21 protein-coding genes are annotated in these 22,546 nt (G+C 72.1%); 9 read left to right on the top strand and 12 right to left on the bottom strand.

The genetic code is table 11. From position 1 onward, the window contains the following. Positions 1-99: 99 nt before the first annotated feature. Positions 100-1,146: an LPXTG cell wall anchor domain-containing protein gene (locus Sri02f_RS22310; protein WP_109003064.1), complete on the bottom strand. Its 1,047-nt coding sequence runs from the start codon at positions 1,144-1,146 to the stop codon at positions 100-102. Between the two features lie 680 nt (positions 1,147-1,826). Next, positions 1,827-2,108, bottom strand: a complete 282-nt coding sequence (locus tag Sri02f_RS22305) for a chorismate mutase (RefSeq protein WP_069773964.1) — start codon at positions 2,106-2,108, stop codon at positions 1,827-1,829. 381 nt (positions 2,109-2,489) lie between these two features. On the opposite strand from Sri02f_RS22305, the gene guaA reads away from it, so the two are divergent. Beyond that, complete coding sequence (gene guaA, locus Sri02f_RS22300; RefSeq protein WP_109003063.1) at positions 2,490-4,070, top strand: glutamine-hydrolyzing GMP synthase; 1,581 nt, start codon at positions 2,490-2,492, stop codon at positions 4,068-4,070. 38 nt (positions 4,071-4,108) lie between these two features. Here the strand turns inward: guaA and Sri02f_RS22295 are convergent, their stop codons facing one another. Further along, positions 4,109-4,597 carry a pyridoxamine 5'-phosphate oxidase family protein gene (locus Sri02f_RS22295; protein ID WP_109003062.1) on the bottom strand — a complete coding sequence of 163 codons (489 nt, stop codon included), beginning with the start codon at positions 4,595-4,597 and terminating at the stop codon, positions 4,109-4,111. A gap of 62 nt (positions 4,598-4,659) precedes the next feature. Beyond that, the gene (locus Sri02f_RS22290) at positions 4,660-5,400 is read right to left on the bottom strand and encodes a hypothetical protein (protein WP_245970726.1); all 741 of its coding nucleotides are present in this window, start codon (positions 5,398-5,400) and stop codon (positions 4,660-4,662) included. A 110-nt stretch (positions 5,401-5,510) separates the two neighbouring features. Between Sri02f_RS22290 and Sri02f_RS22285 the strand changes: the two genes are divergently transcribed. Continuing rightward, positions 5,511-6,305, top strand: a complete 795-nt coding sequence (locus Sri02f_RS22285; protein WP_109003061.1) for a class II aldolase/adducin family protein — start codon at positions 5,511-5,513, stop codon at positions 6,303-6,305. A gap of 108 nt (positions 6,306-6,413) precedes the next feature. Here the strand turns inward: Sri02f_RS22285 and Sri02f_RS22280 are convergent, their stop codons facing one another. Continuing rightward, entirely contained in the window at positions 6,414-7,376 is a 963-nt protein-coding gene (locus tag Sri02f_RS22280) for a DUF4429 domain-containing protein (RefSeq protein WP_109003060.1), read from the bottom strand. Between the two features lie 201 nt (positions 7,377-7,577). Here Sri02f_RS22280 and Sri02f_RS22275 point away from each other — a divergent pair, with 201 nt between their 5' ends. Both Sri02f_RS22275 and Sri02f_RS22270 read left to right on the top strand, forming a co-directional pair. Continuing rightward, positions 7,578-8,867 carry a hypothetical protein gene (locus Sri02f_RS22275; RefSeq protein ID WP_109003059.1) on the top strand — a complete coding sequence of 430 codons (1,290 nt, stop codon included), beginning with the start codon at positions 7,578-7,580 and terminating at the stop codon, positions 8,865-8,867. 343 nt (positions 8,868-9,210) lie between these two features. Beyond that, complete coding sequence (locus tag Sri02f_RS22270; RefSeq protein ID WP_109003058.1) at positions 9,211-9,747, top strand: DoxX family protein; 537 nt, start codon at positions 9,211-9,213, stop codon at positions 9,745-9,747. 93 nt (positions 9,748-9,840) lie between these two features. On the opposite strand, the gene Sri02f_RS22265 is transcribed toward Sri02f_RS22270, so the two are convergent. Beyond that, on the bottom strand, positions 9,841-10,086 hold the full coding sequence (locus Sri02f_RS22265; RefSeq protein ID WP_109003057.1) for a hypothetical protein: 246 nt from the start codon (positions 10,084-10,086) through the stop codon (positions 9,841-9,843). Continuing rightward, a complete protein-coding gene (locus Sri02f_RS22260) occupies positions 10,073-11,704 on the bottom strand; it encodes a PspC domain-containing protein (RefSeq protein ID WP_245970725.1) in 1,632 nt (543 codons plus the stop codon). Before Sri02f_RS22260 ends, Sri02f_RS22265 begins: the two co-directional genes overlap by 14 nt. 143 nt (positions 11,705-11,847) lie before the next feature. Here Sri02f_RS22260 and Sri02f_RS22255 point away from each other — a divergent pair, with 143 nt between their 5' ends. From Sri02f_RS22255 to Sri02f_RS41320, 3 genes are all read left to right on the top strand, one after another. Next, positions 11,848-13,176, top strand: a complete 1,329-nt coding sequence (locus Sri02f_RS22255; RefSeq protein WP_174855683.1) for an ATP-binding protein — start codon at positions 11,848-11,850, stop codon at positions 13,174-13,176. Next, the gene (locus tag Sri02f_RS22250; protein ID WP_109003056.1) at positions 13,173-13,955 is read left to right on the top strand and encodes a LuxR C-terminal-related transcriptional regulator; all 783 of its coding nucleotides are present in this window, start codon (positions 13,173-13,175) and stop codon (positions 13,953-13,955) included. The genes Sri02f_RS22255 and Sri02f_RS22250 overlap by 4 nt, the downstream gene beginning before the upstream one ends. Before the next feature lie 76 nt (positions 13,956-14,031). Next, entirely contained in the window at positions 14,032-14,193 is a 162-nt protein-coding gene (locus Sri02f_RS41320) for a hypothetical protein (protein ID WP_159106763.1), read from the top strand. 25 nt (positions 14,194-14,218) lie between these two features. Here the strand turns inward: Sri02f_RS41320 and Sri02f_RS22245 are convergent, their stop codons facing one another. After that, positions 14,219-15,301 carry a C40 family peptidase gene (locus Sri02f_RS22245; RefSeq protein WP_109003055.1) on the bottom strand — a complete coding sequence of 361 codons (1,083 nt, stop codon included), beginning with the start codon at positions 15,299-15,301 and terminating at the stop codon, positions 14,219-14,221. Positions 15,302-15,893: 592 nt separating this feature from the next. Between Sri02f_RS22245 and Sri02f_RS22240 the strand changes: the two genes are divergently transcribed. Then, positions 15,894-16,247, top strand: a complete 354-nt coding sequence (locus tag Sri02f_RS22240) for a hypothetical protein (RefSeq protein ID WP_109003054.1) — start codon at positions 15,894-15,896, stop codon at positions 16,245-16,247. Here the strand turns inward: Sri02f_RS22240 and Sri02f_RS22235 are convergent. Together Sri02f_RS22235 and Sri02f_RS22230 are read right to left on the bottom strand one after the other, a co-directional pair. Then, positions 16,225-17,238, bottom strand: a complete 1,014-nt coding sequence (locus Sri02f_RS22235; protein ID WP_109003053.1) for a tellurite resistance/C4-dicarboxylate transporter family protein — start codon at positions 17,236-17,238, stop codon at positions 16,225-16,227. The genes Sri02f_RS22240 and Sri02f_RS22235 overlap by 23 nt on opposite strands. Positions 17,239-17,350: 112 nt before the next feature. Beyond that, positions 17,351-18,562 carry a C40 family peptidase gene (locus tag Sri02f_RS22230; RefSeq protein WP_109003052.1) on the bottom strand — a complete coding sequence of 404 codons (1,212 nt, stop codon included), beginning with the start codon at positions 18,560-18,562 and terminating at the stop codon, positions 17,351-17,353. 456 nt (positions 18,563-19,018) lie between these two features. Here Sri02f_RS22230 and pcrA point away from each other — a divergent pair, with 456 nt between their 5' ends. Then, positions 19,019-21,520 carry a DNA helicase PcrA gene (gene pcrA, locus Sri02f_RS22225; RefSeq protein WP_109003051.1) on the top strand — a complete coding sequence of 834 codons (2,502 nt, stop codon included), beginning with the start codon at positions 19,019-19,021 and terminating at the stop codon, positions 21,518-21,520. Here the strand turns inward: pcrA and Sri02f_RS22220 are convergent. Together Sri02f_RS22220 and Sri02f_RS22215 are read right to left on the bottom strand one after the other, a co-directional pair. Further along, a complete protein-coding gene (locus tag Sri02f_RS22220) occupies positions 21,517-21,735 on the bottom strand; it encodes a hypothetical protein (RefSeq protein WP_245970724.1) in 219 nt (72 codons plus the stop codon). The genes pcrA and Sri02f_RS22220 overlap by 4 nt on opposite strands. A 97-nt stretch (positions 21,736-21,832) precedes the next feature. Further along, positions 21,833-22,435, bottom strand: coding sequence for a recombinase family protein (locus Sri02f_RS22215; protein ID WP_109003050.1), 603 nt, complete (start codon positions 22,433-22,435; stop codon positions 21,833-21,835). Positions 22,436-22,546: the final 111 nt, after the last annotated feature.

Below are 22,546 nucleotides of genomic sequence, written 5' to 3'. Positions count from 1 at the left end.
GTCCCATGCGGTCGCGCGAGGTCGTACGAGGTCCGGACACGGCGAAGGGACCTGCGCCCCCCTCCGAGCGCAGGTCCCTTCGCTGGTCCTCGTGGCGTGTTACGCGTGCGCGCCGGCCTTGCGGCGACGGGCGGCGAACACCGCTCCCGCACCGGCGACGACGGCGACGCCGCCGACCAGCCCGATCATCGGCAGCGCCGAGTCCGAACCGGTGGACGCGAGGCTGCCGGTGATCGGCTTGGCGCCGCCCTGGGCCTTGACGCCGCCGTCGGCGGGCTTGTCGCCGTTCGGCTTGGCGTCGCCCGCGCCGTCGGCGTGGCCGCCGGCGGCGACGATCTGGACGTCGTAGCCGTCACCGTTGCCGTAGCAGGCGGAGCCCTTGCCGGCGTAGATGGCCTCGCTCAGCGCGAAAGACGCGCCCGCCGGCGCCGACGCCTTGACCTTCACCCGCAGGTCGAGGGAGTCAGAGGAGTTCGCCTCCAGGGTGTCCAGCAGTCCCACGAAGGAACCCGTGACGACCTGCTTGCCGTGCTCGTCCTCGTAGGAGTCCTGGTAGCCGCTGGTCCACTTGCCGTCCTCCTTGACCTGGATGACGGCGAGACCCTCGGACAGCAGGGTGTCGGTCTCGTCGCCGTACTCCATGAACGCGTCGATGTACACGTTCTTCAGGTCCTGGTCGGAGTCGTTGTCGACGACGAACTCGAAGTCGTGCCAGCCCGAACCGGCGACGATCTTGCTCGGCAGGCCCTTGATCTCAGCCGTGAGCTTCTCGTCCAGGTCGAAGGACTTGCAGTCCGTGTACGGGTCGAACGCGCCGTCGCTCTCGCTCGCCGACGGGCTCGCGGTGGACGTCCCCGAGGCGGACGCGGACGACGACGGGGAGCCGGTCGGGCTGCCGGTCGGCGTGCCGGACGCCTGCAGGGCGCCCGAATCGGTCGAGGAGGAGGCCGAGCCGGCGCCGGTGGGCGTACCGGAGGCGCTCTGGCCGTCCGACTCCGACGGGCTGGACGTGGCGCTCTGCGTCGCGGACGCGGTCGCGGAGGACGTCTCGTCGCCCTCCGCGAAGGCGGCGGGCGCGGACAGCAGGGCCAACGGGGCGACGACGGCGGTCGCGGCCAGGGCGACCATCGTGCGGCGAAGCTTCATGAAGACCTCGGCGGATCTGGGGTGGAGGCCTTCCGCAATGGGGGTCGGGAGTGGGCCTGTTTTCGCTGGGTGTGACCTGCGACGGCTGTGAACGGTTGTGCTGACTCACAGGATCTTTATGTGGCGCGCATCACACCTGCTCCCGGCTCGGTGCGAGAAGCCCCCCCCGGGCATGACGAAGGGCCCCGCGGGACGGATCCGCAGGGCCCTTCTTTATCGTCAGCACCGGCGTCAGGGCAGCGCCGGTGCCTGGGAGCGGCGCCGGGGGGTTGCGCCGCTGGTCTGGAACGAAGAAGGAGGGCGACGCACGTGGGGTTGTCGCCCGAAGGGGGACTTGAGGTCGTTCGGGTGCTTTCTACGCATCGTGCTGGATGAGCGCGGCCCCCGCAACCGTTTGACCCAGCCCTTGTGCATTTTTGCATTTTCCGCCGGTCGGTCCCGGGCGTCCCCGAGACCGACCGTTCTCTTGGTGACCGGGCTGCTGTCCCCTGCCGTCCGGTCACTTTCGGAGCGAGGTCCCACGACGCACGTCACGATCCGTACGTCTCATCGCCCCAGCGAGCCACGCGTGGTTCTTCCGGACCCGCCCCTGGCTGGAGCGGACACGGGGACCAACGACGCCGCCGGGGCCGCGGTCACGCGCCGTACGGGTGAGACGGCGGCCGAACTGACGCCCGACGTCACACGCGACCCCGGCACAGTTCGAGGAGCGTCATCGCCAGAGCCGTGCCGGGCCGTCCCAGCGCGTCCCGGTAGTGGCCGAGGACCTCCAGCTCGCGGGAGAGGTTCACCCGCCGGCCGCCGGAGGTGATCCGCGCCTCCTGGATGACGGCCGAGACGGCCATCCGTTCCTGGATCAGACCGATGATCCGGTCGTCGAGCGCGTCGATGCGCTCACGGGCGCCGGTGATCACGTCGGCGGCCTCGGAGGTACGGGCGCCGGTCACGTCGATGGCGGTCATGGGGGCTCCTTGTACGGGTTCGGGCCGCCCCGGAGCGACAGGACCCGGGAGAAACGACAGGCGCCCCGGGCCTTGTCGGCCCGGGGCGCCTGGAAAGTCGCTTGTCAGCAGCTCAAGCAACACGACCATGGCAGCCGGCGGGCCGGGTGCCATAGGTAAAGACGAACGTCGTGTGCGCGAGCATGCGGCCCAGTATGCAGGGGCGCCGGGCGCGGTCCAAGCCGGTTCGCATCCTGAGACGCGAGGGCGGCTGCGGAGGCGGATGCCGGGGCGGCCGCGGAGGCGGATGCCGGGGCGGCCGCGGAGCCGGGACGGCCTCGCGTCCGCTCTCGGTAGAATTGGCCAGCACAGAGACCACGCCCGAACCGCCGGAAGGCCCCCGTGTCCACAGCGACTCCCGCTGCCGCCGCCCCCGACACCGTCCTGGTCGTCGACTTCGGCGCGCAGTACGCCCAGCTCATCGCCCGTCGAGTCCGCGAGGCGCGGGTCTACAGCGAGATCGTGCCGAGCACCATGCCCGTTCAGGAGATGCTCGCCAAGAACCCGGCGGCGATCGTCCTCTCCGGCGGCCCCTCGTCCGTCTACGAGGAGGGCGCCCCCCGCCTCGACCGCGCGATCTTCGAAGCCGGCGTTCCCGTCTTCGGCATGTGCTACGGCTTCCAGCTGATGGCGCAGACCCTCGGCGGCACGGTCGACAACACCGGCGCCCGTGAGTACGGCCGCACCGACCTGCACGTCTCCCGCGTCTCCTCCACCCTCTTCGAGGGCACCCCCGCCGAGCAGGCCGTATGGATGTCGCACGGCGACGCCTGCTCCGCCGCCCCCGAGGGCTTCGTCGTCAGCGCCTCCACGGACGTCGTCCCGGTCGCCGCCTTCGAGAACGACGAGAAGAAGCTGTACGGCGTCCAGTACCACCCCGAGGTCATGCACTCCACGCACGGCCAGCAGGTCCTGGAGCACTTCCTGTACCGGGGCGCGGGCCTCACGCCCGACTGGACCACCGGCAACGTCATCGAGGAGCAGGTCGCGGCCATCCGCGAGCAGGTCGGCGACAAGCGCGCCATCTGCGGCCTGTCCGGCGGCGTCGACTCGGCGGTCGCCGCGGCCCTCGTCCAGAAGGCCATCGGTTCCCAGCTGACCTGCGTGTACGTCGACCACGGCCTGATGCGCAAGGGCGAGACCGAGCAGGTCGAGAAGGACTTCGTGGCCGCGACCGGCGTCCAGCTGAAGGTCGTGGACGCAGAGGAACGCTTCCTCACCGCGCTCAAGGGCGTCTCGGACCCCGAGGAGAAGCGGAAGATCATCGGGCGCGAGTTCATCCGCGTCTTCGAGCAGGCCCAGGCGGAGATCATCGCGGACGACGGCCCCGAGGTCGCCTTCCTGGTCCAGGGCACGCTCTACCCGGACGTCGTCGAGTCCGGCGGCGGCACCGGCACGGCGAACATCAAGTCGCACCACAACGTCGGCGGCCTGCCCGAGGACCTCGAGTTCCAGCTGATCGAGCCGCTGCGCAAACTGTTCAAGGACGAGGTCCGCATGGTCGGCCAGGAGCTCGGCCTGCCGGAGGAGATCGTCCAGCGCCAGCCGTTCCCGGGCCCCGGCCTCGGCATCCGCATCGTCGGCGAGGTCACCAAGGAGCGCCTGGACCTGCTGCGCGACGCCGACGCCATCGCCCGCGAGGAGCTGACGGCCGCCGGTCTCGACCGGGAGATCTGGCAGTGCCCGGTGGTGCTGCTCGCGGACGTCCGCAGCGTCGGCGTCCAGGGCGACGGCCGCACCTACGGCCACCCCATCGTGCTGCGCCCCGTCTCGTCCGAGGACGCCATGACCGCCGACTGGTCGCGGCTGCCGTACGACGTCCTGGCGAAGATCTCCACCCGGATCACCAACGAGGTCCGTGACGTCAACCGTGTCGTCGTCGACGTGACCTCGAAGCCGCCGGGCACCATCGAGTGGGAGTGAGCCGCACCAGGGCCCGGTGAGGGGCCCTGGGACCGGGTTCAGGTCCGCCTGAGAGTGCGCACCGGCGCTCCTGGCCGCCAGACCTGGGCGACCAGATACGTGTCGTCCTCGACGTAGGTCCGTACGACCTCCGTCAGCTCGGTGCGGAAGAGGTGGAACGGCTGCGGCGGTTCCACCTCTTTCACGTACGCGGCCTTCGCCTCGCCGTCCGCCACCTCGATCGCCCGCCCCGCGATCCGTACGTCGCCCCCGCCCATCCCGGTGCCCTCGCCGGGGTTGGCCTGGAGACAGAAGCGGGGGTCCCGGCGCAGGTCGAGGGCCTTGAGCGAGCCCGGCATCATGCCGAGCCACAGCTCACCGGCGAGGAAACGGACCTCGACGCCGGACGTGCGCGGGGAGCCGTCCTTGCGCAGGGTCGCCAGGACGTGATGGGTGAACGCGCCGAAGCGGTCCTCGGCGGTCTTCGCGAACTCGGGCTCCGCCTCGGTGAAGACGGACCAGTTCTCGGGGGCGCTGCTCGGTGTCATACGGCGAGTGTGCCCCTGATACCGGACACCTTCTGTCGGTGTTTCCCGGCGCCCGCGCGCCGTCAGAATCCCTGCGGCGCGCCGTACGGCGTTCCCTGCGCCGGGCTCTGCGCCGGGCCCTGGGGTGCGCCGTACGGCGTTCCCTGCAGCGGGCCCTGGGGTGTGCCGTACGGCGTTCCGAAGGGTGCCGGGGCCGGTCGCACGTACCGCTCCACCCCCGCACCGTCCCGCACCGGAGTGCAGCCCGCCGCAGTGAGCTGCCGGGCCAGCTTCGCGCGGCGCATCGTGTTCACCCGCAGAGCGCCCAGCACGAACGCCGGCATCAGCACGGCGAGCGGGAGCAGCACCGCGTACACGCCGGTCAGCGCGGCCATCAGCAGGAACAGCACCCCCGAACCCCACCCGATGAACTGCAGCTGCTTGCGGTTGGCGGCCGCTGCGAAGGCGTCGTGGCGGATGAGCGCGGTGATCAGTTCGACGTCCGCCTGCGCCTCGGGGACCGGTGTGAGCGAGCCCAGGTACATGCCCGGCACGGGGCGGCCGGGGCCCGGGTCGGGGAAGGCGGCCGAGTTCGCCGCGGCCCGCTGCCGCGCCGACGGGTCGGGATCGCGGACCAGCCGGACGTGGAGGATCCGGTGCTTGCCGACGAGACGCACGCTCTCGTACCGGAATCCGTAGCACTCGGCTATGTAGGCCAGCGCGCCGAACGTCTGGAACTCCGCGAAGGGATGGACCAGCTCGATGGCGTTGCGCGTCGCGATCTGACGCATGAGGGCGGTGATGTGGCGGCCAGCGATGCTCAAGACGTGCTCCGAAGGTGACGGAAATCGTCATCTTTGCATAACGGCTCTGCCCTTTTGCGCTGACCGACGGTAACTTCCGCGTCGTAAAGCAACCCAGTGCTGGAGGACCGATGCACGGGCCCACGCCGCCTGCCCCGCTGCCCACCGACCGGCTGCAGTTCGCGATGCCGCCGATGCACGAGTCGGTGGAGGACGAGCGCCGGCACCGAAAGGAGCGGCTGGCCGGCGCGGTACGGATCTTCGGACGCCTCGGCTTCGAGGACGGCGTCTCGGGGCACATCACCGCCCGCGACCCCGAATACAGCGACTGCTTCTGGGTCAATCCGTTCGGCATGTCCTTCAAGCACGTCACCGTCAGCGACCTGGTGCTGGCCAACGCCGACGGCCAGGTGATCGAGGGCCGCTACCACGTCAACCAGGCCGCCTTCACCGTGCACGCCCAGGTGCACGCCGCGCGCCCCGACGTCGTCGCCGTGGCCCACTGCCACTCCGTCCACGGCCGCGCCCTCGCCGCACTCGGCGAGCTGCTCGACCCCCTCACCCAGGAGAGCTGCGCGTTCTACGAGGACCATGCCCTCTACGACGCCTACACCGGCGTGGCCGTCGACGCGGAGGAGGGGCGGCGCATCGCGGCCGCGCTCGGCTCGCGCAAGGCGCTGGTGCTGCGCAACCACGGGCTGCTGACCGTCGGGGACTCCGTCGACGCGGCCGCCTGGTGGTTCGTCTCCATGGAACGCTCCAGCCAGGTCCAGCTGACCGCGCGGGCGGCGGGCAGGCCCGTGCTGATCGACCACCGGGCGGCGGTCGCGACCCGGGAGCAGCTCGGCGGCGACCTGGTCGCGTGGATCAACTACCAGCCGTTGTGGCAGGACGTCAGCCGCAGCGAACCGGACCTGCTGAGCTGACCGAGCTGCATGAGCTGTATGAGATGGGTGCGCCGCGCGAGCTGTATGAGATGGGTGCGCCGCGCGAGCTGTGTGAACTGTGTGAGCTGCCCATGGTTCACCGCTCACTCAGAAGCCGCGCAGCACGACGGCCTTCGTCCTCGCGAACTCCTCGTCGGTCAGCACCCCGTCCCGGTGCAGCTCGCCCAACTCGCGCAGCCGGCGCAGCAGCACGTCGTGGTGGTCGGCCGGGTTCCGGGCGGTCGGATTAGGGTCGGCCGGATTCGGGCCGGCCGGGTTCGGGGCGGATGCCGTGTGCCGCCGTCCCCGGCCCGCGACGCGGTCCGCGCGCTCCGGTTCGTCCCCGGGCTCGGGGTCGGCGCGGGCCGAGGGGTGCGGGAGACGTGCGGTGACGGCCGTCGCCACCAGCGCCGTCAGCAGGTCGCGGCTCACATTGCCCCACAGGTCCAGGGCGTACGGGTCCTTCTCGGCAGGCAGCTTCGAGAACACCGTCTCGCGGGTCACGAAGCGCAGGAAGCCGTCGTCCAGCCCAGAGTTGGGCAGCCACTCGACCCGCACCAGGTCGCCGACGTCGAGCACGCGGGGTCCGGTCGCCCGCTTCACCCGGTCCGAGGTGTCCGCCCAGTCGATCCGCACCTGGACGCCGTCGAAGGAGACGGTGCCGTCGGAGGACCGCACCGACACCGGCACCGGCGGACCCGGCAGGAGATACGCCGTGGTCGGCGCGTCCGTGATCCGGTCCAGCAGCAGCGCGTGCCGGATCTCCTCGGCGAGGTACTCGGCGATTCCCGAGCGGTCCGTGTCCACCGTGAGCCGATAGGGGTCGGCCGCGTCCGGCAGCCGGCCGCCGGTCGCCTGCAGCAGCGGGTCGGCCCCCTCGCGCAACCGCATCCGCAACCGCCCACGCCGGCGTTCGGGCTCGTAGACGATCCCGGCGACCGCCTCCAGCGGCACGGCGATCTCCCCGTACGTCTGCCGGAACAGCGGCACGGAGCGATGCAGTCCCGGTGTGATCCTCACCGTCGTGCCGTCGAAGGCCCAGGTCCCGTGACGCTGGATGATCTCGGCCATGGGGAAATTCTCGCAGCCGGGTCAACACGGCCTGCCCGGCTTCACCCGCCCTGACCAGACCTGCCGGACACACAGGGTGTGTCGTAGGGCACAATTCGCGGACATCGCAGGGGAGTTGTTCACAGGGTGGCGACCGGGACCTTCAGAGGGCTTTCCGGGGCCGCCATCCGATCGGGTCGTGGGGAAGGCAGGGCGTCGGACGTGGCGGTGCAGGAGGCGAGACAGGGCGCGGGCCCGGGCCCGGGTGCGGGCCCGCACGAAGGCGGTTGCACCTGCGAGGACTGTCCCCTCGGGGCACGCGAGGGACACCGGCGCGCGGTCGCCGCGTTCCTGCTGAGGCGGGACGAGTTCGCCGCGGGACAGGGCCTGCCGGCCGCCGTCGCCCACTCGGTGTCGGCGTCCCGCCAGTGGGTCTCCGAGGAGCTCACGCAGTCCGCGGAACTGGTCGCGCAACGCGGCCGCGCCGAGGGCGAGGCCTGGCTCGGCCGCCTGTGGCGGCGCACCGCGACCACCGTGTGGGCGGCGGTCGTCACGCTGCTGCTGGTGCAGTCCCTGACCGCCGTCGGCGCGGGCTGGACGGCCGCCCGCACGGCCGGACTCCTCGCCGCACTCGTCGTCGCCGGCGCGCTGACCGTCGCCTCCTGGTTCCACCGGGCGCGCGGCGGGGCGCTGGCGCCCGTGATCGGCGAGGACAACCGGCTCTCCACCTCCCGCGCGGTCGCCGCCGCCTGGGTGCTGTTCGTGGCCTACGCGGTGCTGGTCCTGGTGGGCCGGCTCGCCGCCGCCTCCGGCCACGCCGAACGCGACGCGCTGATCGCCGGGCTCGACCTCGCACGCGGCGCGGGCACGGTGACCGTCCTCGCCGTGGTCTGCGGGATCGCCGTGCTGGTGCGCCGTGTGGTCGGCCTGCGCGTCCTCGGACAGCGGCTGCAGAAGGTCCGCGCCCACCGCCCCCGGGCGGCCGACCTGCTCACCGACGACGCCGGCCGCGGCGCGTTCGCCGACATCCAGTACGCCGTGATCGGCGCCGTCGCCCTCGCCTTCGCCGCGGTGCGCCTGGCCCGCCGCCCCGACCAGCTGCCCGACCTGCCCTGGGGCCTGGCGGTCGTCGTTCTCGTCTCGGCCGCGACCTACCTGGCCGGCAAGTACGCCGAGGGCGGCCGACCCGTCATCCTCTCCGTCGTCCGCTCCCGCGAGGCCGGCGACCTCGACGCCCCGATCCGCACCGGCGACGACATCGAGATCCGCGGCGCCGGATTCGTCCCGCCCGGCGCCCAGACCGCCGACCGACTCTCCCGCATGGTCGTCCGCATCGGCCCGGTCCATGTGCACGTCCCGCTGGTCCCCGTCACGGGCGGCTTCAGCAACCCCGGCGACGACGTCCTCACCGTGCCCGTGCCGGCGGACGTGGAGCCCGGGCGGGTGGAGGTCCAGGTCGTCACCGCGGCCGGAGTGGAGACCAACCGGTACGCGATCGACGTCACCGACTGACCTCACCGACCGACCTCAGCCACCGACGTCACCGACCGACCTCAGCCACCGACCTCAGCCACCGACGTCACCGGCCGACGTCACCGGCCGACGTCACCGGCCGACGTCACCGGCCGACGTCACCGGCCGACGTCACCGGCCGACGTCACCGGCCGACGTCACCGACCGACGTCACCGGCCGACGTCACCGGCCGGCCCCGCCGCCTCCCGGCCCGGGGTCGGGGCCGGGGCCGGTGAACCGGTGTCCTGCGGAGCCCGTGCACACCTTTGAGTGCACCCCGCCATGCCGTACGTATGGTCTGTCGAGGGTCCCACCACTCCGGGCGAGAGGCGGCTACGGGCGATGACTCACAGTGCGCGGACGGACACCTATCCTCCCTATCTCGACGGGGGCGGCCACAGTCGGCGGGACACCGCCGCCCGTTACGCCCTCCTCCCTCTGAGGATCTTCCTCGGCGTGACCTTCGTCTACGCCGGCCTCGACAAGCTCACCGACCCCGCCTTCCTGAAGGCGAGCGGCGCCGGCTCGATCGGCGAGACCATGCGCGCCGTCCGTGACTCCTCCGCCATCCCGGCCATGGTCGATCTGGCCCTCAAGAGCCCGGTCGGCTTCGGCTACGCCATGGCCTTCGGCGAACTCTCCGTCGGCATAGGCGTCCTGCTCGGCGTCCTCACCCGGCTCGCCGCACTGGGCGGCACGCTGATCTCGCTCAGCCTGTGGCTGACGGTGAGCTGGGCCTCGGACCCGTACTACCTGGGCAACGACCTCCCATATTTGATGGCCTGGCTGCCTTTCGTCCTCGCGGGCGCCCCCGTCCTCTCCCTCGACGCCGCCTGGCGTTCCCGGCGACGCCAACGACGAGCGGGCGGCCTCGGCTAGAGGCCTGAGCCGCACGCCCGGACCGGAGGCCTGGGCTGCCAGGCGACGCGGCTCGGGCCGGTCACGGCGGCGAGGTGTCGCGGTGCGGGCCGGTCACAGCGGCGTTGTGGCGTCGGTTCCGGTGGGAGCGGCCCGGCCGGACCGGCCTCGCCGTCTGCGGACGCCCCCGGCCACCGCGCCCGTCACGCCCGCCAGACAGAGGCCGGCCATGACGACCGGGATCATCACGAACCACTGCGCCTCCCACAACCCGCCCGCGTCGCCCGCGAAGATGACGCCCGCGAGGACGAAGGCGGCGCCGGCGACCAGCCGACCGGGCCGGAACTCATGACGCAGCACGGGCCACCTCCGCCTGTCCCACTCCGACCCGAAGGTCCAGATCGATGGTCCCCGCCTCCGGCCGTCCCGAGGCCGGCCGCAAGGTGACCTCCTTGTGCTTGCGCGGCTCCACGTCCACGTCCTTCTCGTCGTCGCCCGGCAACTGGACGTCGCCCAGCCCCACGTCGATCCTCGCCTTCACCGTCACGTCCGGCGGCACGATCACCCGCAGCCGGCCGGCTCCCACCTCGGCGTCCGTGCTGACCGTCTGCCCCTTGGCCAGGTCCAGCCGGGACAGGTCCAAAGTGCCGTCGCCCGTGCCCAGGTCGTAGTCCGTCCGCAGCTCCGCCACCGTCGTGGGCCGCCAGGTCGTGTCGGTCCAGTGCGTGCCGATGTTCCTCGGCAGTACGGCCGTGCCGGCCAGCAGGCACGCCGTGACGATGGCCAGGAACATCGATCCCGCGCCCGTACGCCCCAGGAACGAGCTGACCGCGATGCCCGCGCCGAGCACGATGAGCGCCGCCGCAAGGCCGGCCTGCAGACTGGTGCCGAGCGGGTGCCCGTGCCAGTTGAGCCTGGAGACCAGGCCGCCCGCGAGCAGCGCGAGCAGGAACAGCCAGCCGCCGATCCACCGCGGGCCCGACGGCCGGACGTACGGCTCGCGCGAGGTGCGTATGTCCTCACGGCGGCGGTGGCCGGTGAGCTGGACGTCGACGTCCGCCATGAAGTCCCGGCCGCGGGGGACGGAAGGGCCCCACAGGTAGCCGGTGCCCCCGTCGTGGGTGCCGTCCTTGACTATGGGGTCGCGCCACCACGACGGGTAGGCGGCGGGCACGGGCGGCGCCTGCGCCTCCGGCGGGGCGTCGGCCACGGCCTGCGCGGCCAGCGGGTCGGGGTCGGAGGAATCCCGGTGCCGCGACCAGTACCCGGCGCCCGCGAGGAGCAGCGAGACGACCACGGCGAACGTGAGCACGCTGCCGTTGCTCAGCATCGACAGGAACACCCCGCAGCCGACCAGCGCGAACAGCACGGCCGCGAGGGCCTGGCCGTCGACCCGGCCGGTCAGGAGCTTGCGCACCTCGTTCTGCCCGTCGTCGGCGTAGGGAACGAAGAGCCAGGCGAAACCGTAGAAGATGAGACCGATGCCGCCGGTCGCCGAGAGCACGGCGAGCGTGATCCGGAAGATCACCGGGTCCATGTCGCACTGCCGCCCGAGGCCCGCGCACACCCCCGCGAGCATCTTGTGCTCGCGGTCCCGCCGGAACTTCGACAGGAGTCCGGGAGCCGTCGGAGCGCCTGCTCCCCGTCCGCCGTCCCCGCCGGTGTCACCGTCCCCGCCGGTGTCACCGTCCCCGTCGGCGGTCGCCGCAGCGGCAGCCGCCGTCGCGGCAGCCGCCGTCGCGGCAGCCGCCGCTGCCTCTGCCGCTGTCAGGCCGTCTGCATCGCGGCCTCCCTGCTTTCTCTGCGTCCCCTGCGTTCCCCGCGTCCCCTGCTCTGCGGGCTCTCCTTGCTCTCCGTGCTTCTCGTGCGCGCGAGGCGGGTCACCGGCGGCGCCCGAGGCGCCGGAGGACGGGGCGGCCGCGTCGGGCGCGGCGCCCCCGTCGGGCACGGCGTCCGCGGCGTGCTGGTGATCTGTCATGACTCCATGGTGGCGGGCGGACCGCCCTCGTGGCAGCCGGAACAACCCTGGTCGGACCCTGATATCGGCCCTGATCCGCGGCCGGGGACGCGTTCGACGGGCGGGCGCTCCGAAGATCAGGGACGTCTCGGGGGAGAACCCTGATGCCCGGGCCCGCGGCCCGTGTGACCATCGTTGGCATGCCGGAAGCCGCAGCAGCGCCACTCGTCGAACCGCGGCCGCCGCGCAAGCTCTACCGCAGCAGCGACGGACGCTGGCTGGGTGGCGTGGCGCGGGGGCTCGCCGGGCATCTCGGCCTGCCCGTCGTATGGGTGCGGCTCGTCTTCGCGGGCCTGTTCATGGCGGACGGCCTCGGCGCCCTGCTCTACGCGGCCTTCTGGTTCTTCGTGCCGCTCGGCGTCGGAGGCGTCGGAGACCAGAAGCCGCCCGCGCTCGTCGTCACCGAGACCGCGCCCGACGGCCGCCGCAGACTCGTCGCCCGCAAACCCGACAAGGGGCAGATCGTCGCCCTGCTCCTCATGGTCGTGGTCGCCACGGTCTTCGTGACCAACGTGAATCTGGGCAGCGGCGCCAAGGCCTACCTCGTCCCCGCCGTGCTCGTCGGCGCGGGCGTCGCCCTGGTCTGGCGGCAGGCGGACAACGCGCGCCGGGCCCGCTGGGTCGAGGTCGGCCGCAAGCGCCGCACTCTCACGCTCCTGCGCGCGGGGGCCGGCGTCCTGCTGGTCACGGCAGGCGTCTCCGGCACCTTCGTCCTGCAGGGCTCCGCGACCCACCTCGGCTCCGTTCTGCAGGCGGCCCTCGCCGTGATCGTCGGCATCACGCTCCTCGCCGGCCCCTACCTGGTCCGTATGACCCAGGACCTCTCCGAGGAGCGGCTGATGCGCATCCGCGCCCAGGAGCGGGCGGAGGTCGCCGCCCACGTCCACGACTCGGTGCTGCACACCCTGACCCTGATCCAGCGCAACGCGGAGAACGTCGGCGAGGTGCGCCGTCTCGCCCGCGCCCAGGAGCGCGACCTGCGCACCTGGCTCTACAAACCCGAGGGGACCGGCAAGGACGAGGCCGACGAGCCGACCACGGTCGCCGACGCGGTGCGCCGCAGCGCCGCCGAGGTGGAGGACAAGCACGGTGTGCCCATCGAGGTCGTGGTGGTCGGCGACTGCGCGCTCGACGAACGGGTCGGGGCACAGATGCAGGCCGCGCGCGAGGCGATGGTGAACGCGGCCAAGTACGGTGGCGACGGCGGCGCCGTGCAGGTCTATGCCGAAGTCGAGGGCAGGACGGTCTTCGTGTCCGTCCGCGATCGCGGCCCGGGCTTCGACCTCGACTCGATACCCGCCGACCGTATGGGCGTCAGAGAATCGATCATCGGCCGGATGGAGCGTCACGGCGGCACCGCGCGGCTGCGGGCGGTCCCGGACGGCGGCACCGAGATCGAGCTGGAGATGGAGAGGGCGGAGAAGACGTCATGAGCGACCCGACGGACACGACGGACGCGAACGGCACGACCGACGCGAACGGCACGAACGGCGCCGCGGAAGCGGGGGAGGCCGGAGGGCCGGCGCAGACCCCCGGCGACGGGGCGGGCGGACGCCGGGTGCGTGTGGTCCTCGTCGACGACCACCGCATGTTCCGCACGGGCGTGCAGGCCGAGATCGGCCAGACCGAGCAGACCGGCGTCGAAGTCGTCGGCGAGGCGGCGGACGTCGACCAGGCGGTCACGGTCATCACCGCGACGCGACCCGAGGTGGTCCTCCTCGACGTCCACCTGCCGGGCGGCGGCGGCGTCGAGGTACTGCGCCGCTGCGCCCCGCTGATGGCCGACGCCGAGCGGCCCGTACGCTTCCTGGCCCTGTCCGTGTCGGACGCGGCGGAGGACGTGATCGGGGTGATCCGCGGCGGCGCGCGGGGCTATGTCACCAAGACGATCACGGGGGCCGACCTGGTGAACTCGATCTTCCGGGTGCAGGAGGGCGACGCGGTCTTCTCGCCGCGCCTGGCCGGGTTCGTCCTCGACGCCTTCGCCTCCACCGACGCCCCGCCGGTCGACGAGGACCTCGATCGTCTCACCCAGCGCGAGCGCGAGGTGCTGCGGCTCATCGCCCGCGGCTACGCCTACAAGGAGATCGCCAAACAGCTCTTCATCTCCGTCAAGACGGTCGAGTCGCACGTCTCGGCGGTGCTGCGCAAGCTCCAGCTGTCCAACCGTCACGAGCTGACCCGCTGGGCCACGGCGCGAAGGCTGGTGTGACCCGGACATAGATGGAACCCCCCGGAGACCCCAGGTTGTCGAGTGCGGGCCTGACCCGTGGGGTGAGAAGGGCATCATGCGCCGGTTCGTCACGGCTGTCCGTCCGGACGGTTTGCGCGTCACGGTCACCGCGTACAACAGCAACGGGCGGCTGACCGCGCCGACCCGGGCCACTCCGCCCCTCACGCTGAAGCAACTGAGGGCGATCGCCGGCGGGGACGTCTGGGACAAGCTGTAGGAGCCCCGTTCCGCCCGCCGGTTCCTCACACCACCCGCGTGGCCCCCGCGAACGGCATCTCGTCGATCGGGGCCACGCGGACCGGGGCCGACGGGTTCGGGGCGTGGATCATCTGGCCGTTGCCGATGTAGAGGCCGACGTGGGAGATGCCCGAGTAGAAGAACACCAGGTCGCCCGGGCGGAGTTCGGAGCGCGAGACGCGTTGTCCCGCTCCGATCTGGGCGTATGTGGTGCGGGGCAGGGAGACCCCGGCGGAGCGGTAGGAGGCGAGGACGAGCCCCGAGCAGTCGAAGGCGTTCGGGCCGGTCGCGCCCCACACGTACGGGCTGCCGAGCTTGGAGTAGGCGTAGGCGACGGCCGCCGCCGCACGGGAGTTGGGAGCCTCGGCGCCGGCGGACCCGGGCGGCGGCAGGTGGGCGCGTCCGCTCGTCGAGGTACGGGAGGCGCGGGAGGCGCCGTCGGCGGTGCCGCCGTCCGCCTCGCCGATCCGGGCCCGCTCGGGCGCCGTCAGCCGGGACAACAGCTTGCGGGCGGCGTCCAGTTTGGCGGTGATCGCCGTCTTCTGGGTCCGCAGCTCCTCCCGACGGGCCTTGAGCGAGGTCAGTTCGACGCGCGCGGCACCGCGCAGCTGCTCGATCTCGCGCAGCTGTTCGCGGACCCGGGCGACGGCGGCGGACTGGCGGTCGCCGGCCCGCTCGGCGAAGGCGGCGCCGTCGAGGTAGCGGTCGGGGTCGTCGGAGAGCGCCAGTTGCACGGCGGGGTCGAGCCCGCTGCTGCGGTACTGCGCCGCGGCCATCGAACCCAGCGCATCGCGCGCCGTGTTGAGCTTCTGCTCCTTGCGCGCCGCCTCGTCCCGCATCGTCGCCAGCCGCTGTTCGGCCGCGGTCGCCTTCTCCTGCGCGCCGTTGTACTTCTCGGTGGCTTCCTCGGCCTCCTGGTACAGCTTGGCCACCTTCGCCTTGACCTCGGCCGGGGACAGGTTCGGCTCGGCCTGTCCGGTCCCGTCGAAGGCCGTCGCCGTCGCGACGCCCGCGAGAGCGAGTGTGAACGCGGTACGGGCCGTATGGCCGCCGAGCGAGCGCTGTCGGGGCTTGCGGTGCGCTGCCACTGGGACTGCACGTCCTTTCGTACGACCGCCTCGGTCGAACCGCAGGGCCGTCGGGGGAGCGGACGGACGGCCCCGCAGTGCTCGACGTGCCCGGCGACGCCCCGCACGGGGGAGCGGGACGCCGCCGGGCCTCTCGGCGGTGGTGGCCGACTGCCGCCCCTGGCCCGGGCGGCGGTGGGGAGCCGGTCACCTGGGGGAGGACGCTAGGCCCGAAGGTGTCGGTCGGGTAACGCGATGTGCGGAAGTGACGCGAGCGGACTGCCGGCTGACCGTATGTGGCCGACTCTTCGAACCCGGCGCGCCCGCTTCGCACGGCGCGCTGACCGAAGCGGTGATTCGGTGGGCGTGCCCTGGTGGAGGAGTGCTATGGCGCATATATGCATGACGTGGTCGGGGCGGACGGGCTGGCCGCGGCGGTTGCGGCAGCCGTGGTGGTTGCGGCGGTTGAGTCGGCGGGTCGGCCGGAGCAGCGGAGGTGGGTGGGAACGGGCGGGGGTGGGTGGGTGCGCGGCCGTCGCGGAGGGGGCGGTGATCCGGGCCCGGGTGAGGGGCGGTGTAGGGCCTGGGCCGTGCGCTGATTAGCATCCGCTTCATGGACGTACTCATCCATCTCTTCGTCGGCCTGCACATCATCGGCATCGCCGCGCTCCTGGGCGGGTTCCTCACGCAGATGAAGGCGATGGGCCAGGACGCCGCCCGCTTCGTCCCCGCGATGCTGCACGGCGCGGCCACGATGCTGGTGACCGGTGCGATCCTGGTCGGCCTCAACCAGGCCGACGACCAGCCCGTCGACAACATCAAGATCGGCGTGAAGCTCGCCCTGCTGATCGTGATCCTCGGCCTCGTCTATGTGAAGCGGGACGACGAGCGGGTGGAGAAGCCCCTCTTCGGCCTGGTCGGACTGCTGACCGTGGCGAACGTCTTCATCGCGGTGCTCTGGACCTGACCCCCCGGCCGGCGTGGGCCACGGCCGCCGCGGCGACGGTCAGCCATGCCGCCACCGCGACCCACAGCAGGACCTCGCCCGGCCCCGTGAGCCACGGGACGTCCGCGGCGTCGGCCACGGACAGGGCCGCCGCCGCCGTCATGCCCATCGGGAAGGCCGTCGACCAGCGGCGCCCGTCGTAGCGCGGCCGCGGCCGGCGCACCTCGGCGGCCAGCAGGACGACGTACCAGGCCAGGTCGAGCGCGAGCAGCGCCACGGTCAGCGAGCGCAGGACGCCCGCGTCGTCGTCGTTCCACAGGTGCTGACCGCCGGCGTCGGCCGTGAGGAGTTCCGCTCCCGCGAGCGCCGAGACGGCGAGCGCGCCGCCGGCGACCCACTGGTCCCCGGCGCCCTCGGTCACCTGGCGCAGGTCGAACAGGGGCAGGGCGGCGCAGTAGAGCACGAGCCCGAGCCCGAACAGCACGAGCGCGGTGTGCGCGAGCCAGGCCGCCCCCTGGGCCCGAGCGAGGGCCGCGCCGAGCACGGCGAGGCCCTGGGTGGCCACGCAGCACAGGAACACCGAGCCGGGCATGCCCCGCCGCCAGCGCCGTACGACGATCACGAGCAGCACGGGCCACAGCACCGCCGCCAGAGCCAGCAGCGCCTCGGCCGCGGTCTGCCGGCCGAGGGACGAGAGGCGGGCGCCGAGCACCGTCGTCGCGGCCACGGCGGTCGGCGCGCCCGGCGTCCTCGCCTCGGCCAGCCACCGTTCGCGCTCCAGCACCAGCCGGGCGGCGAAGTCCGCCGCCAGCACCGCCCAGGCGGCGGCCGTCATCGCCAGGGTGACGCGGGACACCGCCTCGTAGCCCGTCAGATGCAGGCCGACCGAAACGATCCCGGTGGCCATCACTGCGGCCCCGGCCGCCGGCTGCCGCCGCGCCCACCGCTCGCGCAGCGGGGTGCGGCCGCGGGACACGGGACGGGGTGGGGGGAGAGCGCGGGACCCGGACATGCGCCGATGCTAGGGAGCCCGTCCCGCGGCACGGGTGGGGCACGCGCGCGGGGAGCCGGAAAAACGCGCGCATGCCCGGCGGGGACGTCGGGTCGCGCCCCCGCGCGGGATCTCAGGCCGGGCGGACCACGCTGTGGATGCCGGACCCGCCGTCGTAGTAGATCGACTCCTCGCGGACGTACGCGCCCGGTTTCGGGGCGTGGATCATCATGCCATTGCCGACGTAGAGGCCGACGTGGCTGACGTCGTCGTAGAAGAAGACCAGGTCACCGGGGCGGGCGTCGGCGAGGGAGACCGTGGCGCCGGCGTTCGCCTGGTCGTACGTGGTGCGCGGGAGCGTGACGCCGGCGGCCTGCCAGGCGGCCCGGGTGAGCCCCGAGCAGTCGTAGGAGCCGGGGCCCATGGCTCCCCAGACGTACGGCTTGCCGATCTGCGCGCGGGCGAAGGCGAGCGCCTTCTCGGCCTTGGCGTCGTACGACGGGTCGGCGGGCGAGACCGGGGCGGGGACGGAGGCCGGGGCGGGGACGGAGGGTGCGGGGGACGACGATCCGCTCCCCGCGGCCGACGGGACGCCGCCGCTCTCCTGCCGCGCCGCGGCCTGCGCGGACTGTGCGGCCGCCTGCCGCCGGGCGAGCTCGGCCGCCTTGCGCGCGGCTTCCTCCTGCCGCTGCTTCTCGATCGCCGCCAGACGCGCCTTCTCCTGGGCCGTCAGCCGGGACAGCAGCTCGCGCGCGTCGGCGAGCTTCTTCTGGACGGTGGCCTTCGCGGTCCTGAGGTCGCTCTGCGTGTCGGTGAGCGCCGTGAGGCTCTCGGCGGCCTCCTGGCGCTTCTTCATCGTCGCCGACTGCTCGGCGACGTAGTCGTCGACCGCGCCCTTCTGGCGGTCGGTGACCCGGCTCATCAGCTGGTTCTGGTCGAAGTAGTCCTGCGGGGTGTCCGCGAGCAGGAATGTCGCCGTGTCGGGCGCGGAGGCGCCGGTGCGGTACTGGGCCGCCGCGTGGGAACCCAGCTCCTCACGCGCCTCGTTGAGCTTCTGGGTGCGCTGGGCGACGTCGTCGAGGAGGGAGTCGGCGCGCCTGCGCTGCTTGGTCGTCTTCTCCTTGGCGGCGTTGTACTTCTCGGTCGCCGACTCCGCCTGGCGGTAGAGGTCGCCGACCTTCTTCTCGACCTCCTCCAGGCTCGGCGTGCCGTCGCCCGACGGAGCGGCGTTCGCCGTCTGGGAGAGCAGAGCCACGGACGTCAGGGCGGCGGTGGCGAAGGCGGGGGTGCGTATGCCTGCCACGCGCGCGCCCGCGGAGCGCGGCTTGCGGTGCTGCGACGCCAAGGGGGACGACTCCTTCCAGTGCTCCGCTTACCGGGTCGGCGGTGGGGTCCCTCCCGGGCCGTCCAGGCTCTGGGGAGGGTTCGGGCGGTGCAGACCGGAAGGGCTGCCCGACGGCCTGCTTCCCCGCGGAGAGCCGGGCCGATTCACCCCTGGACTTCGGTGGGTCCCCGGTTCCGGACTGCGCGAGCGGGCGCGCCGGACTGGGCGGAGGCCGCGCGGCCCGGCGTCGTTCGCCGGTGGGGGTCCTGCGGCCTGTCGGCACGGTAGCCAACCGGTGTGGTCCGTGTGAAGGATGATGGGTGATATGCCCGATACATTTTCGTGACCTTGTGCCGGGCCGGCGCGCTTCGGGCGCCGCGGTCGACGGATCGTGACGACGCTCTCCCGGAGGGTGAATGCGGCAGATTCCGGGGACGGCAGCCGGTTGTCAGTGGTGCCCCCTAGACTCGTAGAGCGATGAGCAGCCTCTTTGACGACAGCTTCCTGGCGGACCTCCAGGGCCCCCGCGCCCCCGAGGAGGAGCCCCCGCCGCCGCCCGAGAACGATCACGGACCGGAGTCGGTTCCGGACGATCTGTTCGGCGGGAAGTTCGACCTGCCCCCGGACCGGGACGCCCACTACCGCGACGGCGCCCCCCGCCCGGTCCTGGACGCGGCGGCGCTCCTGGAGGGCCTGAACGACAACCAGCGCGCGGCCGTCACGCACGCCGGCGCCCCGCTGCTGATCGTGGCCGGCGCCGGCTCCGGCAAGACGCGCGTGCTCACCCACCGCATCGCCCACCTCCTCGCCGAGCGGCACGTGCACCCGGGGCAGATCCTCGCGATCACCTTCACCAACAAGGCCGCGGGCGAGATGAAGGAGCGCGTCGAAGCGCTCGTCGGCCCGCGCGCGAACGCGATGTGGGTGATGACCTTCCACAGCTCGTGCGTGCGCATCCTGCGCCGTGAGAGCAAGCGGCTCGGCTTCACGTCGTCGTTCTCGATCTACGACGCCGCCGACTCCAAGCGCCTGATGGCCCTGGTCTGCCGCGACCTGGACCTCGACCCCAAGCGCTACCCGCCCAAGTCCTTCAGCGCCAAGATCAGCAACCTGAAGAACGAGCTGATCGACGAGGAGGACTTCGCCGCGCAGGCCACCGACGGTTTCGAGAAGACCCTCGCGCAGGCCTACGCCATGTACCAGTCGCGGCTGCGCGAGGCGAACGCCCTCGACTTCGACGACCTGATCATGACGACGGTCAACCTGCTGCGCGCCTTCCCGGACGTCGCCGAGCACTACCGCCGCCGGTTCCGGCACGTCCTGGTCGACGAGTACCAGGACACCAACCACGCCCAGTACGCCCTGGTGCGCGAGCTGGTCGGCACCTCCGAGCACCCCGTGGACGTCCCGCCGAGCGAGTACGACGTCCCGCCCGCCGAGCTGTGCGTCGTCGGTGACGCCGACCAGTCGATCTACGCCTTCCGGGGTGCGACGATCCGCAACATCCTCCAGTTCGAGGAGGACTACCCGAACGCCACGACGATCCTGCTGGAGCAGAACTACCGCTCCACGCAGACGATCCTGTCCGCCGCCAACGCGGTCATCGAGCGCAACGAGTCCCGCCGTCCCAAGAACCTGTGGACCAACGCGGGCGCGGGCGCGCGCATCACCGGCTATGTCGCCGACACCGAGCACGACGAGGCGCAGTTCGTCGCCGACGAGATAGACCGTCTGACGGACGCGGGCGACGCGAAGGCGGGCGACGTCGCCGTCTTCTACCGCACCAACGCACAGTCCCGTGTCTTCGAAGAGATCTTCATCCGCGTCGGCCTGCCCTACAAGGTCGTCGGCGGCGTCCGCTTCTACGAGCGCAAGGAGGTCCGGGACGTCCTGGCCTACCTGCGCGTGCTGGCCAACCCGGAGGACTCGGTGCCGCTGCGCCGGATCCTCAACGTGCCCAAGCGGGGCATCGGCGACCGCGCCGAGGCGATGATCGACGCCCTCTCCCAGCGGGAGAAGATCAGCTTCCCGCAGGCCCTCAAACGCGTCGACGAGGCGTACGGCATGGCCTCGCGGTCGACGAACGCCGTGAAGCGGTTCAACGCGCTCATGGAGGAGCTGCGCACGATCGTCGAGTCGGGCGCCGGTCCGGCGACGGTCCTGGAGGCGGTGCTCGAACGCACCGGCTACCTCGCCGAGTTGCAGGCCTCCACCGACCCGCAGGACGAGACCCGGATCGAGAACCTCCAGGAACTCGCCGCGGTGGCCCTGGAGTTCGAGCAGGAGACCGAGGAGGCGGAGGGCGAGGCCGCCGCGCCGGCCGGGCTCTCCGACTTCCTGGAGCGGGTCGCCCTGGTCGCCGACTCCGACCAGATCCCCGACGAGGAGGAGGACGGCTCGGGAGTCATCACGCTGATGACCCTGCACACCGCCAAGGGCCTGGAGTTCCCGGTCGTCTTCCTGACCGGCATGGAGGACGGCGTCTTCCCGCACATGCGCGCCCTCGGTCAGACCAAGGAGCTGGAGGAGGAACGCCGGCTCGCCTACGTCGGCATCACGCGCGCGCGGGAGCGGCTGTACCTCACCCGGTCCTCGCTGCGCAGCGCCTGGGGACAGCCCTCGTACAACCCGCCCTCCCGGTTCCTGGAGGAGATCCCGCCGACGCACGTGGACTGGAAGCGGACGGGGGCCACCGCGCCCGTCTCCTCCGGACCGGTGTCCGGGGTGGCGGCCTCGCTGTCCTCGTCCCGCTCGCGGTCCTCGGCGGCCGGCGCGTCCGGCTTCGCGACCCGCCGGTCCGCGGGAGAGAAGCCGGTGGTCTCGCTGGCCGTCGGCGACCGGGTCACGCACGACCAGTTCGGACTGGGCACGGTCGTCGGCGTCAAGGGCACGGGCGCGAACGCGGAGGCCACGGTCGACTTCGGCGACGTCAAACCGAAGCGGCTGCTGCTGCGGTACGCGCCGGTGGAGAAGCTCTAGTGTCCCGGTCCGGAGATCCTGTCGCAGTAGCGGCAGATGCGGTCGATGATCTGGTCTGCGGTCTTGGTCCACTTGAAAGGCCTGGCCTGCTCGTTCCAGGTCTTGATCCAGTCCTCCAGGGCGGTCTCCAGCTCGTCGAGTGAGCAGAACACGCCGCGTTCGAGGCAGCGCCGCTGGAGTTGGGGTGCCAGTAAGAACTGTGTCACCAGCCGCAAACGGCGAGGGTCAGTGATGTTCAGGGCGTCGTGGCAGTGGTCTTGGCCCCGTAGTCCTAGCTCGGGCACCAGGAAACAAGTAACCCGCCGGTAGCTTTCAGGGCTTTACCGTGACGGTCTTCTTCGGCTGGCGGGGGACGGTCTTGGTCTTGTCGAGGTGCCCGTACACCGTCGACCGGGGGACGCCGAACATGTCGGCGATCTGCTGGACGGTCTTCTCCCGCTCGTCGTAGAGCCGTTGGGCAAGCGCGGCCTGGTCCGCTGTGAGCTTCGGCCGACGCCCGCCGACCCGCCCCCGGGCCCGCGCGGAGGCGAGCCCGTCGTTCGTGTTCGCCACGATCAGCTCCCGCTGGAGCTCAGCGAGTACGGACAGCATCCCGAACATCGCCCGGCCCTCCATGGTGGCGGTGTCGATGCCCTGCTCGATGACGTGCAGCCCGATACTCCGCTCGCGCAGCTCGGCGCCGAGGGTCACCAGGTGCAGCACCGAGCGGGAGAGCCGGTCGAGCCGGGTCACCTTCAACGTGTCGCCCGGGCGCAGCAGCTGCATGACGAGGTCCAGCTTCGGGCGGGACGCTTTCGCGCCGCTGGCGACATCGACGTGGATGTTGTCGCGGTCGACGCCATGGCGGAGTAGTGCGTCGATCTGATGATCGGGGTTCTGGTCGGCCGTCGATGTGCGGCAGTAGCCAATGAGCATCGTCGGAAACTACCCGAAGGATCGTTCTCCGACGTTGATTTCCGACGCGAGTTGCCGACACTGCCCACCTGTAGGTTCGTGATCGCCAACCCGAGTGTCGGCAGACGTTCG

Source organism: Streptomyces rishiriensis (assembly GCF_003112535.1).
Classification (GTDB): Bacteria; Actinomycetota; Actinomycetes; order Streptomycetales; family Streptomycetaceae; genus Streptomyces; species Streptomyces rishiriensis.
This window is presented reverse-complemented; position numbering and strand designations above follow the sequence as displayed.